Genomic DNA, 15001 nt, shown 5'->3' on the forward strand with positions numbered 1-15001 from the left:
ATCTCTGGAGGAGCAGAAAATGCCAAAAATAGCTGAAATAGAGGGTACCCCGAATCGGAATGCATTGAAGTTCATACTGAAGGAACCATTGACCTGGGGGGTGACGCGCTCATACGACAATGCCGAGCAGGCGCAAGACGATCCCCTTGCCGCAGCGCTGTTCGACATTGATCATGTCACAAACGTGTTTTATGTCGACCGCTGGATAACGGTTACCCAGGACGGCGGTGCCGACTGGCAGGACCTGGCGCGCGAAGTGGCTGATCCGATCCGGGCCGCGCCGGCCGCTGACACGCAAACAGCCGCCACAGTTGCTGCGGCAACCGCTGAAATTGCGGGTCTAAGTCCCGAGGACCAGCAGCGCCTCGAAATCATCAACTCGTTGCTCGACGAGGAGGTACGGCCATACCTCCAAAATGACGGTGGCGATCTCCACGTGCTCGGCCTTGCTGGTAACAGGCTTAGCGTTCATTACCAGGGCGCATGCGGCACTTGCCCAAGCTCAATCTCGGGTACGTTGAGGGGCATTCAGAATATGTTGAGGTCGATAGAACCCGATCTTGAGGTCGTCGCCGTTTAAAGCCAATTCTTGTCTCATATCTGCGCCATAGTCTTCATATCTTGCGCCATATTGAAATCTGGCGCTGAGTCTGGCAGTGAGGCGATGCCGGAAATTTCCAGCTATGGCGGGCAACGAAAACGGTGAAGTGGATGAAACCTTCTCATCAGGGGGGCAAATCTGCTGATTATCTTGTCTGCAAACCGTTGAGTCGAGACGAGGGCCGCAGTTCAGCTTCTTGCACCCGGCTTGCCCGCATCAATTATCGCCTATCAATCCATGCTCGGGCTTCCACGTTGGCAGCCTCATGCGCCTTTTTTTGATCTTGCAAAGGTTCGACGAAGCTTTCGTAAACAACTATGCCGTTATCATCAAGAATCCTGTAACGGCCGTTCCAGAGATTGGTGCTGTCGTCGAGTTCTGACGCAGTAATAATGCTGTATCCTTTATAATCAACGTTCATCTCGCCTCCAGAAGTAAATGTATGATGATGATAATTAAGTACCCATCAAATATCCATGTTTATTTGATGGGGTGCATCGAGTATGGGTATTGCTGCATGGCGGCGGCATCGCGCCAGCGCCTCATGAATTAACAGATTCCCAGGATTGAAAAAATAAATGCTCTGGATCAAGTCTCTGCACATTATTTTCGTGGTGGCGTGGTTCGCCGGACTGTTTTATTTACCGCGTCTTTTTGTCTATCACGCCACGAGTGAGGACTTGCCGGGTATCGAGCGTTTCAAGGTGATGGAACGCAAGCTCTATTATGGCATCATGGGGCCAAGTGCCATGCTGACTGTCGTCTTCGGCCTGTGGCTCTGGCTGGGGTATGGTATTTCCGGCGGTTGGCTCCATGCCAAGCTCGCACTGGTGGTGATGCTGATCGTATATCACCTGTACTGCGGCAGGCTACTCGCCGATTTCAAGCACGATCGCAACCGGCACAGCCATGTTTATTATCGCTGGTTCAATGAGATTCCGGTGCTGATTCTGATTGGGGTGGTGATACTGGTGGTAGTGAAACCGTGGTGATGAAAACTACGAGTTACATTTTTTTCACAGACTGCGGTTAGGCCGCTCTTGCCTGTCAGATTCTGATAAACGGCTGACAGGGCTTTCCCGGACCCATAATAAAATGCAAACAATTACGGTCAATCTCACCTCCACGCCCGATGAGCGAAGTTATCCGATATATATCGGGAACGGTATTTTGAATCAACCAGATCTTATTCTGCGCCATTTGCCCAGGAAGCAAGTTGCGATCGTATCGAACACAACGGTGGCGCCGTTGTATCTCGAAAGCCTTCGCAGCATGCTGGAAAGTCATGGGGTGGCGTCGGTTCCAATCATCCTGCCCGATGGGGAAAAGTACAAGAACTGGGAAACACTGAATCTGATTTTCGATGCACTTCTCGCTCATCGCTGTGAACGCCGCACGCTCGTCATCGCGCTTGGTGGCGGAGTGGTCGGCGACCTGGCTGGCTTTGCCGCGGCCACGTATCTGCGTGGTGTGCCCTTTATTCAGGTTCCCACCACGCTTCTGGCGCAGGTTGACTCTTCGGTCGGCGGCAAGACAGGTATCAACCACCCGCTTGGCAAAAACATGATTGGCGCTTTTTACCAGCCCCGAGCGGTACTCATAGATACGTCTACACTTGACACATTGCCGGACAAAGAGCTGCGTGCGGGTATTGCCGAGATAATCAAGTATGGTCTGATCCGCGATTCCACCTTTCTTGAGTGGCTCGAATCGAATATATCTCAGCTTCTGGCACGAGATAGGGAGATATCGATCGAGGCGGTACGCCGAAGTTGCCTGCATAAAGCCGAAATTGTGGAAGCTGACGAGCATGAGAGCGGCGTCCGCGCATTACTGAACCTTGGGCATACATTCGGCCACGCTATCGAGAACGCGATGGGCTACGGCAGGTGGCTTCACGGCGAGGCAGTAGCGGCAGGCACGATACTGGCGGCTGAGTTGTCACGTCGCCTGCATATGATCGGAGAGGCTGATGTTGAGCGAATCCGAAAAATTTACCTCCGGGCCGGTCTTCCCGTGATTGCCCCCAATCTTGGTCCGGAAAAATATTTGCACCTGATGGGGTTGGACAAGAAAGTTGAGGGGGGAAAGATGCGTTTTGTTTTACTGAAGCGTATTGGCGAAGCAGTGGTTCGTTCCGATGTGCCCACTGAAGTCCTACGCAACATGCTTTCGGAATGCACTGCCGATGCATGAGTTGGCGCCTTACGCAGTATCGCCGGCGAACTCGCGCGGGCGTCGTATCGCCGAAGAATTGTCTCCAGGGCGTACTCCATTTCAGCGCGACCGAGACCGCATCATCCATTCGACCGCATTCCGGAGGCTTGAATACAAGACCCAGGTTTTCGTCAATCACGAGGGAGACCTTTTCCGCACGCGCTTGACGCACAGCCTGGAAGTGGCGCAAATCGGCCGCTCGGTTGCGCGCAATCTGCATCTTAACGAAGACCTGGTTGAAGCCATCGCTCTGGCGCACGACCTGGGCCATACACCGTTCGGTCATGCGGGACAGGATGCGCTCAACGATTGCATGAAAGACCATGGTGGTTTCGAGCACAATCTCCAGTCTCTGCGAGTAGTGGATGTGCTGGAAGAGCATTACGGCGCATTTGACGGCTTGAATCTGTGCTTTGAAACCCGTGAAGGCATCCTCAAACATTGTGCAAAGAAAAATGCCCGCAAACTCGGGGATGTGGGTGAACGTTTTCTTGTGGACCAACGGCCTTCGCTCGAAGCACAATTAGCTAATCTCGCCGATGAAATCGCGTATAACAACCACGATGTGGACGACGGCCTGCGGTCCGGTCTCATTACCCAGGCGCAACTTGAAGAAGTGGAAATATTTGCCCGGCACTTGGCCATGGCTAAAAAGCATTACCCCCAAATCTCGGGGCGGCGTTTGGTTCATGAAACGGTTCGGCGCATGATCAATACCCTGGTGGGGGATTTGACCAGGCAGAGCGAAATGAACATTGCAGACGTCCGTCCGGACAGTTTGTCCGACGTGCGGTCGGCGCCGGCCCTGATCGGTTTCAGCAAGGAAATCTGGCAGGAGCAGCAGGAACTGAAAAAATTTCTGCGCGACTATCTGTACCGGCACTATAAGGTGGCCCGCATGAGCGCGAAGGCGCGCCATACTCTCGAAATGCTCTTCAATGCGTTCAACTCGGATATCCGGTTGCTTCCTCCCGTATTTCAGTTGAAATATCTTCAGGATGAGCATCAGGCAATTGCCGACTATATCGCGGGCATGACAGACCGCTATGCTATCCGTGAATACCGTCGGCTGTTTGCCATCGAAGAGAATTGAGCAGATCGCATTGTTGTCACAATTACGTGACTCGCGGTAGGTTCTGAATAAGCCAGGCGATCTTCACAATCTTGCCCATCGAGGACGTTTAGCCAGAATTGGCCAGAAATTTCCCCATACCGGACGGATCCGACAAACATGAAACGCATGACATTCTCAATCGTCCCGGTTTCAGCCGTGATCATGTACCCGAAGGCCAATCGCTGGTAAAATCAGACGATTTGGAAGTTCGGCGGTTTCGGGGCGTGTCTGACAACGCCTTACACGTGTCAGAAAAGTCAAAACACGCAATAGGCCGGGCCGTTGCCCATACGCTGGCCTTTGCGGAATTCACGGGGTTAAATAGAAGCGAATGACAAGATTAAAAAACGATACTCTGGTGCGGGCTCTGCTGCGGCAACCTACCGAATACACGCCCGTGTGGCTGATGCGCCAGGCGGGGCGCTACCTGCCGGAATACAATCAGACGCGCGCTCGCGCAGGCAGCTTTCTTGCGTTGTGCAAGAATCCCGATTTCGCCACTGAGGTTACGATGCAGCCCCTTGCGCGCTTCCCGCTGGACGCCGCGATACTGTTTTCGGACATTCTGACGATTCCTGATGCAATGGGGCTGGGACTCTATTTCGCGGACGGCGAAGGTCCCAAATTCGAGCGGCCTCTGCGAGAGGAATGGGAAATTCGGGCGCTTACGGTGCCTGATCCGGCGGTGCATTTACGTTACGTGATGGATGCGGTTTCACAAATCCGCAGGACGCTGGATAACCGGATTCCACTGATCGGTTTTTCGGGCAGTCCCTTCACGCTCGCATGCTATATGGTGGAGGGTTGCGGCGGCACGGATTTCCGTCAGATCAAGACAATGTTATACCAGCGGCCGGATTTGCTGCATCACATTCTCAATATCAACGCCCAGGCGGTAACCGCCTATCTTAACGCGCAAATAGAATCTGGCGCCCAGGTGGTGATGATTTTTGATACCTGGGGTGGAGCGTTGTCGCATGCCGCTTATCAGGAATTTTCCCTCCGTTATATCAGCCAGATACTGGCTGGACTAAAGCGTGAGCATGGTGCTGAACGCATTCCGAGCATTGTCTTTACAAAGGGTGGGGGACTATGGCTCGAAAGTATCGCCAACAGCGGTTGTGACGCAGTCGGCCTGGATTGGACCGTGGATATCGCCGGAGCGCGTCAGCGCATCGGTGACAAGGTCGCCCTGCAAGGAAATCTCGACCCTGCGGTATTGTTTTCCACGTCCGGAGTGATCGTTGCCGAAGTGGAGAAAATCCTTTCCGGTTACGGCAAAGGCAACGGCCATGTTTTCAATCTTGGTCATGGCATTTCCCAGTTTACACCGCCGGAGAATGCACGGACGCTCGTGGAGGCGGTCCATGCCCTCAGTCGCAAATACCACCAGGCTGATATTGACGGATAGAAGAGTTGGGCAACCAGGCTGGTATAGGAATGGGTAATTGTTCCAATCATAGATTTTTCGCAGTGCGCGTAGTGTTTTGCGCAAATTCTTTTTGTGGGGCATCTTCTCGTGCATATACTAATTATTGAAGACGATCCGGCGATAGCCAGTAACCTTTACGATTTTCTGGAAGCCCGGGGCCACGGCGTCGACGCGGCGGCGGACGGCATCACCGGTCTTCATCTTGCGGTTACTCAGAAATTCGACGGCATTCTGCTTGACATCGGGCTGCCTGGTGCGGATGGCATTACGCTGTGCCGAAAGCTTCGCCAGGAAGCCAATCTTGATACGCCAGTGCTGATGCTGACAGCGCGCGATACGCTGGAGGACAAGCTGAAAGGCTTTGACTGCGGAGCTGACGATTATCTGGTCAAGCCATTTGCGCTGAAAGAGGTTGAAGCACGTCTGGTTGCCATGCACAAACGCAGAAAAGGCAAGGTCACCAGCCGCACGCTGGAAACCGACGATCTTTCATTCGATCCAAAAACACTATCGATTCGCTTCGCTGGCGCCAGTGTCAAATTGCCACCCAAGTGCATTGGGCTGCTTGCAGTAATGATGGGTGAGCCCGGACGGGTCTTCAGCCGGAAGGAACTTGAAACGGAAGTATGGGGAGATGTGCAGGAAACCAGCGATACCTTGCGAAGTCATATGCATGAACTGCGGCGAGCGCTGACCCGGGCTGGCGGCTATGATCCGATCGAAACAGTTCATGGTCTCGGCTATCGCTTGGCCACCCGTGCCCGGACTTAAGCGTGGTTTACGCCTTCGCGTTGCGCTGGCGTTTGCAATATTCTGCATAGTAGTGGTCGGCACCCTGGGGGTCAGCCTTTATATCGCTTCCGACGATATCGAGGAAGCGCACATTGAGCAGATCATTGAAACCGAGATGGACCACCTGCTCCAGCGCTATCGCGAGAGTACCGATTTCGTCCCTCAAGAGGGGTCCAATCTCGAAAAGTACATTATCCATGAACCCGCAGAAGAATCCCGGCTCCCTTCCTACCTGCAGGGGCTCAATTACAGGCGCCACAAGGTATTCCGCGGCCCTGAGGAGGTTCGCGTTGCGGTACATCATGTCGATGGGGTCAAGTTTCTCGTCGCCTATGAAGTCGGGCTTCACGACCAGCGGCAGCGGGAGCTGAGGCTGCTCATCGTTTTATCCCTCATATCGGTAGTAGGCGTTGCGCTCGTAGTAGGGTATCTGCTGGCAGGCGTGCTCGTCAAACAAGTCACCGACCTCGCGGAGCAGGTAAGGCATCTCGCGCCCGGCGACGTGCAGGGACCAACCCTTACCCAGCCAGGCCAGGATGAGGAAGTGGCACAGCTTGCCCGTGCGCTCGACGATTATCAGAACCGCATCACACGCATGCTCCGACGCGAGCAGGAGTTTACCGCCAACATAAGCCACGAGTTGCGTACTCCCATTACCACCGTTCTGACGAGTTGCGAATTACTTGTCACAGAGGCAAACATCTCTGAAAGAGCGCGCGCGCGCATTGGGATGATCGAGGCAGCGGCCACTCGCATGGGCGAGCAATTGCAAGCCTTGCTATTTCTAGCTCGCGAACAGGCTCTGGGTATTATGGAGCCTGTTGCGCTCGCAGAATGTGTTTACGACGCGGCAGAACCCGTATGCGGTGAAATCTACCGGAAGCACCTGACGTTTGAGGTTGCGGTTGAGCCGAAAGCTGTCCTCACCCTGAACCGGCAAGCGCTTCATACTGCTCTAGTGAATCTGCTTCGCAATGCCGTGCAATATACAAACAGCGGCTTCATCCGGGTGAATTTCAGCGGTAACCGCCTGTCCATTTCGGATTCGGGCATTGGCATCGAGCCTACCTACCTGCCTCTTCTTTACGAGCGCTTCTTCCGTGGGTCAACTCAAGGTGAGGGTCTCGGGATAGGGCTTGCGATAGTCAAGCGCATCTGCGACCACTACGGCTGGCGCATCGAAGTTGAAAGCACGCCGGGTTGCGGTGCAACTTTTCATATCGTTTTTCCCTGATCATTCCCGTTTTTCCCCGCATTTCCCCGGCAGCCCTGAATAAATCTCCACTTTTGCCAAGAGGCGCGAGGGCGGCTTTCGCGGAACGGAGCACCTCCGCGTCAGCAACCGCGCGCTGTCTCTGCCGGTTTTCCGTCTATATCCCGCAAACGCGTCAATAACTCATCTTGCTCCAGTCCTGCCGTCCCTTGGCGAGTCACCTATGGGAGCGGTTGTTCAGGTGTCCAGATTGCAATATTACCGTCTTCACGAATTCTTCACATAAGCTATGCTAATTTTAATACCTGAGTAAATTCCTCTGTCTTTTACGTCGAATGAATTGCTTTTGTTATGATCAGATTACAGCTCATCTTGCACTTAGGCAATGTACTCAGGCAGTCTGTAACCGAATTGTTTGGGACGTATTGGAACTGGAAGCGAAGAATGTAGAACGGAAGTCGGTGTGACTGGAAGTCTGCTTGAGTCGGTGTTCAGAGTGATGGGACATGTGTTCTATGTCCCGAAGGTCTTGGATCCCCTCTTAGGGGAGAAACCATTGATAGATAGCCTAGAAGGCGTCACAAAGAAGAGGAGCCAAAATTATGCCAGCAGCGATAGATAAAGGTGGAAATATGCAAAAAGAGGGAAAGAGGATCGGGTTGGTGATGGATTCTCCAAAACAGTTTGTGGCCTCCGGCGCCGCCGCTGTGAGCGCACCGGCCAGTCTAGACAAGCGAGCGGACATCAGTGCGGTTCACGTAGAACTGGCCGAAACCCAGGCAGAGGCTCCAACTTCTTCTTTCAATGAAGCGGAAGCGATCCATGACCTGCAGCACTATTTGCCATGCCAGGCTCCGCTGAAAGACTTTATTCATCATAATACATTACACGCATTCCAGAACGACAAGTTTTACGACGGCACGCGGCGCGCAAAAAAAATATTCGGATATTTCCCCTCCCTTCAACTCAGAGAATACAGAGACCTGTACGAAGCCGGTCGCATCCGCAAGGATATTCTTGAGCGCGTCATATCGGAAAGGAAAGGTTCCGAGCACCTTGACAAGTGGATGGATAAAGTTTTTAACAAGGAATATGACGATTCCGTTTCCCCCCGAATAGGTAAACTGAGGGCGAACTGGAAGCGCCATTATCCTATTGATCTAGACCTGATGGTTCACCCGCTTTTGTTCAGAATCCTGTGCAGCTTTCTGGATCAGGGGATCTCAATATGGGGCTTTCCAATCGGACACAAGGGTTTTCTCGCCGCCATAAAGGAAATGGAGGAAAAGAGCTTTACCAGCTTCTTCAAGACGAAGAGAGCTAAAAAGCTTTTGGTGTCTGGAAACCACAAGATGGAGGATCTGCTCAAGCTCCTGGTGGGAGATGAAACCCTCTATACGCAGTATCTGTTTGACCAGCAGTTTGCGCACCCAGGCTGGTCGGGCATGGTGTCTACAGTCGAGGCCCAGCCCGCCTCTCTCCTGAACCCGAAGAATATCACGGTTCACGACCTGATTATCTTCGAGCTTTTGCTTGAGATCGACGCGCTCGACTCTTATTTTGGCGAAAGCTGGCAACCTATTGCCCGCATTCTGGAAGAGCGGCCTCAACCGTTGTTCGACGATGTACCCGAGGCTGAGGTCGATACGGTTCTTTCCCTTTGGCACGATGCTTTTGAGTGGACGTACTACGACCAGGTGTTGGCTGGAATAGCTTTGCAGGACAAGACTTGGGAAAGAAAGATCGAAAACAGGAGTTTCCAGACGTTCTTCTGCATCGATGACCGGTTGACATCGTTCCGCCGGTACCTCGAACAAGTTGATCCGGATTGCGAAACGTTTACCACCGCCGGATTTTTTAACGTCGAGCTGTATTATCAGCCCGAGAACGGCAAGTTCTACACGAAATGCTGTCCCGCGCCGGTCTTCCCCAAATTTCTCGTCAAGGAAATCGGTAGCAAGCAGAAAATGAAGAAGGAAGTGCATTTTTCCAAGCTCACGCATTCGCTTTTCCAGGGCTGGTTTATCTCCCAAACCATCGGGTTTGTGTCGGCCCTGAGACTGGCCTTGAATGTATTCAAGCCGGGCGCGATGCCCGCCATGGCCTCCTCTTATCTACACGTGGACAGGAACGCGAGTCTCACCATCGAAAACAAGGACCCGAACGACAAGGAAAACGGATTGCAGATTGGCTACACCATCGATGAGATGGTCCAGCGCGTCCAGGGTGTCCTGACCAGTACGGGGTTAAACGGGGTAGATAAAACCTTCGCTCCCATCGTTTACATGATTGGCCACGGCGCATCCAGTGTAAACAACCCTCATTATACCGCCTATGACTGTGGCGCATGCGGTGGCCGGCCCGGATCGGTGAATGCCAGGACGTTCTGTTACATGGCCAACCATCCCAAGGTAAGGGAAGCGCTCAAGGAGCGGGGCGTCGTTATCCCGCCCGAAACCCAGTTCCTCCCGGGTCTGCACGACACCACGCGTGACGAAGTCGCCTTCTTCGATGAAGATATTCTCTCCGAGGAAAACGCCGCCAGACACAGGAGAAATTCGCTTGTCATCGACGAAGCGCTCGATCTCCACGCGAAGGAGCGGTCCAGAAGGCTGGTGTCCATCGATACCAAAATGAGCCCGAAGGAGATTCATGAGGAAATCCGCAGGAGAGCGGTATCCCTGTTCGAACCCCGGCCGGAGCTCAATCATGCGACGAACGCGGTCAGCATTATCGGCAGGCGGAGTATTTCGGAAAACCTCTTCCTGGACCGGCGGGCGTCCACGAGCAGCTATGACTACCGGACCGATCCCGACGGCAAGTTTCTGGCAGTATCCATGGGGCCGATTGCACCGGTTATGGGTGGGATTGACCTCGAATACTTTTTCTCCCGTACCGACAATCACAAAATGGGCGCTGGTACCAAGCTGCCGCACAATGTGATGGGCCTGATCGGTGTAGCCAATGGCGCGGATGGCGATTTGAGGACGGGCCTGCCCAGCCAGATGATCGAAGTGCACGATCCCGTACGTCTCCTTGTTATCATCGAGCACTACCCGGAAGTCGCGTTGAAGGTACTCAAGGCCGCTGCGGCGAATTATTCCTTTTACGAGAACAACTGGGTGCATTGCGTGGCGCTGCATCCGGACACAGGTGAGCTTTGGCTGTACAAGGACGGTGATTTCTCGAAGATTTACAAGCCCCTGTTGAAAGATCTGGAAACCGTATCGGATCTGAACGCGTTGATGGAACGGGCTAAGAAAGCGGAATCGATCGAAACCCTGGATGCGGTTCAAGAGAATTTACCTGTCTACTTTATCGAGAAGAAGGAGAAGGCAAAAAAATGACGACGCTGCTAACCTCGCTGCTTGGGCTATTCATATTCATCCCGTTGATCGGGTTTGCGCTCACCATGCTCATGCCGAAAAGGAATGAGGATGCCATTTCGTGGATAGCCTACTTCACTGTCGGTTCGCACATGGTTTTGGCGTGGGTATTCCTGGTCCTCTGGCTGATCGACGGCCACCCGACGTTCCAGACAATTGAGCTCATCCTGTATGACACGGAAAGTTACAAGTTTTTCATTTCATTCTATTTCGATAAAATCACCGCGGTTTACCTGTTCGTCGGTTCCTTCCTCTGCTTTCTGGTTACCGTCTACTCCAGGTGGTACCTTCATCGCGAAAGGGGCTATAAGCGGTTTTTCAACACCATCCTGTTCTTTTACATCGGCTACAACACCATTATTTTCTCCGGTAATTTCGAGACGCTCTTCATCGGTTGGGAAATTCTGGGAATCACGTCCTTCCTCCTGATCGGGTTCTACAGGGAGCGTTTCCTGCCGGTAAAAAATGCGCTCAAGGTATTCACGGTGTTCCGCGTCGCCGATATGGGTCTGATCCTGGTTATCTGGATGAGCCATCATCTATGGCATGAGAACATCACGTTCTCGAAGCTGATGCAACCGGAACTGGTTGCTCAGACTCTAGAGAGCGACTCGACGCTGGGGATTCTGATCGGGTTGATGCTTCTACTGGCCGCCGCGGTGAAATCGGGTCAACTCCCGTTCTCTTCCTGGGTGCCCAGGGCAATGGAAGGACCAACTCCATCAAGTGCGATCTTCTATGGCTCGCTTTCGGTTCACTTAGGGGTCTTTCTGCTCCTGAGAACGTTCCCATTCTGGGAGAATCAGCCTGTTGTGGTAGCGCTTGTGATTCTTCTTGGCGTGACCACCGCCGTAGTCGCGACCCTTATTTCACGCGTACAGTCCTCGATCAAGACGCAGATTGCCTACTCTTCGGTAGCGCAGATCGGCATCATTTTCGTGGAAGTGGCGTTAGGGTTTTATGATCTTGCCTTGCTCCATTCGGCGGGAAATGCATTCTTGCGGACGTATCAGCTTCTGGTTTCGCCATCGGCTGTGACCTTCCTGCTCCGCGACCAGTTCTACAACTTTGTTCCAAGGGAATACATCGACAAGCACTCCACATCCAAGCAAATCGAGTACGCGGCCTATATGCTGAGCGTGAAGGAGTTCAACCTCGATTCGTTCATGTATTTCTTCTTCTGGGACCCTGTGAAATGGATCGGCAGGAAGCTGAACCTGGTGCTATCCGGAACTGTCGGTTTCGTTATCGCTACCGCATTTTTCCTCGCCGGCCTCGCCTGCCTGTTCTACGAGCAATCTCTACCGGCCGGCGTCCAGCAATTCCTGCCGACACTATTTGCCTTCATCGCACTGATCGTCGTGCTGAAGTCTTTCTCAGAAAGAATGAGTCCCCAGTTGAGCTGGTACTTCGTCATCATGAATCATCTCTGGATCGCGCTCGCCATCTCGTTTTACGACGAAGTGACGACTCGGGAGATCGTCATTTATATAAGTGGCATCCTCCTTTCAGGCCTTGTGGGATACGCGTGTCTGGCACAACTGAAGTCACTCGAGCAGAGGGTGGATCTGAAGGACCCTCAGGGTCAGGGTCATGTGTTTGAATACTCTGGTCAGGCTTTCATTTTCCTGCTTGCGTGTTTAGGGTTGATGGGTTTCCCCATTACCCCATCATTTCTGGGGATAGATTTGATTTTCACTCATATTCACACAGATCAGATTGTGTTTGCGATCATTCTTGCTCTGAGCTTCATCATAGTGGGGCTCTCGCTGGTAAGAATCTACTCCCGAATTTACCTCGGGCCTCACGTCAAAACTTATCATGCCGTTCCGCTGAAAAATTCATGATGTGGACAATGGCTAAGTCAAGCGGATTAAGGTACAGCAGTCCCGGAGGTGCCGCGTATCTATGTCGATCACGCAGAGAACGCGGCCCTGAAAATTTCGCGTGGGTCACGGCTGATGAAGGAGGAGAACGGGGATCCTGTTCCGGATATAACAGGTAGGCTGGTTATCTTTGTGGCAGATTCCCTGACTCCTGCTCCACCCAGTACAGCGTAGCAGCGAGTGATGTGTCAAGCGAGCATGACACTCAAGTTTAAATAGCCAGTGCGATTGGAAGAGGGGCGTGCGAATCGCAGGGTCGAATGGCGGAAGTGTTTGTTTTAATGTTTGGCTCCATGCAGGGGAGAGAAATATGAATCCTACCGTAGAAAACCTGACATATGCCCAACGAGCGATGGGGATTGTATGGGCGGCCGCACTACTGCGGAGGCGGTTCATTGCCGGGACATTTATTTTTGGGAGCTTAACAACATCAGGTTTGGCGTATTTCAACCCTTCGGGATAAATCCTGTCCGGCGGAATGCGCGGAACGTATCAAACATGAAAAGCAAGTACAAAACATTATTAAAACCCGTGTTTTTAATTGGGGCATTAAAATCCAAATGAATGGGAGCAACCTCTGATGAGTTCTACGACTAGTTCTACTGCTAAATTGACAATTCCGAAAGACGGCCTACCCGGTATGTTAGAGAACTTCCGGTACGATTTTATGGCCGGGTTCTTTGTTTTCCTGCTGGCGCTGCCGCTCAGTCTCGGTATCGCCAAAGCCGGTGATTTTCCGCCGGCGATGGGTGTGCTTACCGCGATGATCGGGGGCCTGGTGGTTACGTTTTTTGCCGGTTCTCAGCTTACTATCAAGGGTCCGGCGGCCGGTTTGATTACGATCGTAGCAGGCTGCGTAGCCCAAGTTGGCGGCGGACCAGAGGGGTGGAAAATGGCTCTGGGAGTCATGGTAGTAGCGGGTGCCCTTCAGGTTGTCATCGGTTTCATGAAGGCTGGTTCGCTGAGCGATTTCTTCCCATTATCCGCTGTGCATGGAATGCTGGCTGCCATCGGACTTATCATCATATCCAAACAGGTTCATATCCTGCTGGGAATAGACCCGGCGACACTGGCGGGAATGGGCCCTGTGAGGCTGTATGCGCAGATCCCCGCGTCAATCATGAATCCTAATGGGCCCGTTGCAATAGTCGGGCTTCTCAGTCTGCTGGTTTTATTTGGCATGCCGCTGATAAAAAATCCGATCGTTAAAAAAATTCCGGCACCCATGGTCGTGCTGCTGATCGCGATTCCCGCAGCGATGGTTCTGGATTTCAAGACGACGCAGCCCGCCCATATCCTCGTGCAAATCGGTGATTTCTGGTCCGAGATCGGCTACAACGCTGATTTCTCCATGATAGGAACCGGCGTCTTCTGGAAGTACGTGATCATGTTTCTTCTTGTCGGGAGCCTTGAGTCCTGCCTTACCGTAAAGGCTGTCGACGGCCTTGACCCGTGGAGACGTCAGTCGAACTTCAACAAGGACCTGATTGCCGTCGGAGCGGGTAATACTCTTGCTGCCGTCGTTGGCGGATCCCCGATGATATCGGAGGTTGCCCGTAGTTCTGCGAACGTTACTTTCGGCGCCCGTACCCGCTGGGCCAATTTCTTTCACGGCTTTTGCTTGTTCATCTCGATGCTGTTGCTGATTCCGGTAATTGAGATGATTCCCAACACCGCCCTCGCGGCCATGCTGGTCTTTGTGGGATATCGTCTTGCGTCGCCTGGCTTGTTTTTCAAGACCTACAAAATCGGCAGCGAGCAACTGACTATCTTCCTGGTGACCATTGGGACAACGGTTGCCACTGATCTGCTTGTCGGCATTGCTGCGGGTATCGCAGTCAAGTTTGTCTTTCATATCGTAAACGGGGCTTCATTAGGTAACATTTTCAAGGCCCGTTATCAGTTGAAGGAAACCGATACGCAGTACTACATGAACGTTCAGGACGCGGCCATATTTTCGAATCTGATCGGTTTCAAGAAGGTGCTTAGCCGATTCAAGCCGGGCAAAGAAGTAGTTCTTGATTTTGGCCAGGCTACATTGGTCGATCATACTTTCATGGAATTTCTTGAACATTTCGAAGAGCAATATGTCGAGACCGGTGGCGCAGTAACTGTCAAAGGTTTCGAGCGATTCGAACCTTTCTCCAGTCATCCACTCGCTGGAAGGAAAGTCAAAAAACAGAAAATCGGCGAAACAACAACGCAGTCACTTGGCGGCAGCTAACCCGAGCGGATCGCGCTGAAGAAACGGAAGCCAGGTTCTCCGTCTGCTGGCCGCGGACGAGGAACCTGGTTTTTTATCTGGATCGCGCGCCGGGGAGGCGATATTCTGAGCCATTTATGTCTATCTCAGCATCCCA

Annotated in this window: 11 protein-coding genes; 10 read left to right on the forward strand and 1 reads right to left on the reverse strand. The window is 52.7% G+C overall.

The window, feature by feature from the left end:
• Positions 1-19: 19 nt before the first annotated feature.
• Complete coding sequence (locus CRO05_RS05755; protein ID WP_097066702.1) at positions 20-580, forward strand: NifU family protein; 561 nt, start codon at positions 20-22, stop codon at positions 578-580.
• A gap of 241 nt (positions 581-821) precedes the next feature.
• Here CRO05_RS05755 and CRO05_RS05760 read toward each other — a convergent pair whose 3' ends face one another.
• The gene (locus tag CRO05_RS05760) at positions 822-1022 is read right to left on the reverse strand and encodes a hypothetical protein (protein ID WP_097066193.1); all 201 of its coding nucleotides are present in this window, start codon (positions 1020-1022) and stop codon (positions 822-824) included.
• A gap of 157 nt (positions 1023-1179) precedes the next feature.
• Here CRO05_RS05760 and hemJ point away from each other — a divergent pair, with 157 nt between their 5' ends.
• The 9 genes from hemJ (at position 1180) to CRO05_RS05815 (ending at position 14865) form a co-directional block, all read left to right on the forward strand.
• Positions 1180-1593: a protoporphyrinogen oxidase HemJ gene (gene hemJ, locus CRO05_RS05765; RefSeq protein ID WP_097066194.1), complete on the forward strand. Its 414-nt coding sequence runs from the start codon at positions 1180-1182 to the stop codon at positions 1591-1593.
• 103 nt (positions 1594-1696) lie between these two features.
• Positions 1697-2797 carry a 3-dehydroquinate synthase gene (gene aroB / locus CRO05_RS05770; RefSeq protein ID WP_097066195.1) on the forward strand — a complete coding sequence of 367 codons (1101 nt, stop codon included), beginning with the start codon at positions 1697-1699 and terminating at the stop codon, positions 2795-2797.
• A complete protein-coding gene (locus tag CRO05_RS05775; protein ID WP_097066196.1) occupies positions 2790-3911 on the forward strand; it encodes a deoxyguanosinetriphosphate triphosphohydrolase in 1122 nt (373 codons plus the stop codon). Before aroB ends, CRO05_RS05775 begins: the two co-directional genes overlap by 8 nt.
• A 352-nt stretch (positions 3912-4263) precedes the next feature.
• The gene (gene hemE / locus CRO05_RS05785; RefSeq protein WP_097066198.1) at positions 4264-5343 is read left to right on the forward strand and encodes a uroporphyrinogen decarboxylase; all 1080 of its coding nucleotides are present in this window, start codon (positions 4264-4266) and stop codon (positions 5341-5343) included.
• Between the two features lie 108 nt (positions 5344-5451).
• A complete protein-coding gene (locus CRO05_RS05790; protein WP_090882440.1) occupies positions 5452-6135 on the forward strand; it encodes a response regulator transcription factor in 684 nt (227 codons plus the stop codon).
• Entirely contained in the window at positions 6074-7390 is a 1317-nt protein-coding gene (locus tag CRO05_RS05795; protein ID WP_235001306.1) for a HAMP domain-containing sensor histidine kinase, read from the forward strand. Before CRO05_RS05790 ends, CRO05_RS05795 begins: the two co-directional genes overlap by 62 nt.
• 581 nt (positions 7391-7971) lie before the next feature.
• Positions 7972-10716, forward strand: a complete 2745-nt coding sequence (locus tag CRO05_RS05800; protein ID WP_097066200.1) for a YbcC family protein — start codon at positions 7972-7974, stop codon at positions 10714-10716.
• Positions 10713-12602, forward strand: a complete 1890-nt coding sequence (locus CRO05_RS05805) for a proton-conducting transporter membrane subunit (protein ID WP_097066201.1) — start codon at positions 10713-10715, stop codon at positions 12600-12602. The genes CRO05_RS05800 and CRO05_RS05805 overlap by 4 nt, the downstream gene beginning before the upstream one ends.
• Positions 12603-13221: 619 nt before the next feature.
• A complete protein-coding gene (locus tag CRO05_RS05815; RefSeq protein WP_097066203.1) occupies positions 13222-14865 on the forward strand; it encodes a SulP family inorganic anion transporter in 1644 nt (547 codons plus the stop codon).
• Positions 14866-15001: the final 136 nt, after the last annotated feature.

The sequence above is a fragment of the Nitrosovibrio sp. Nv4 genome (genome assembly GCF_900215485.1).
Lineage (GTDB): Bacteria > Pseudomonadota > Gammaproteobacteria > Burkholderiales > Nitrosomonadaceae > Nitrosospira.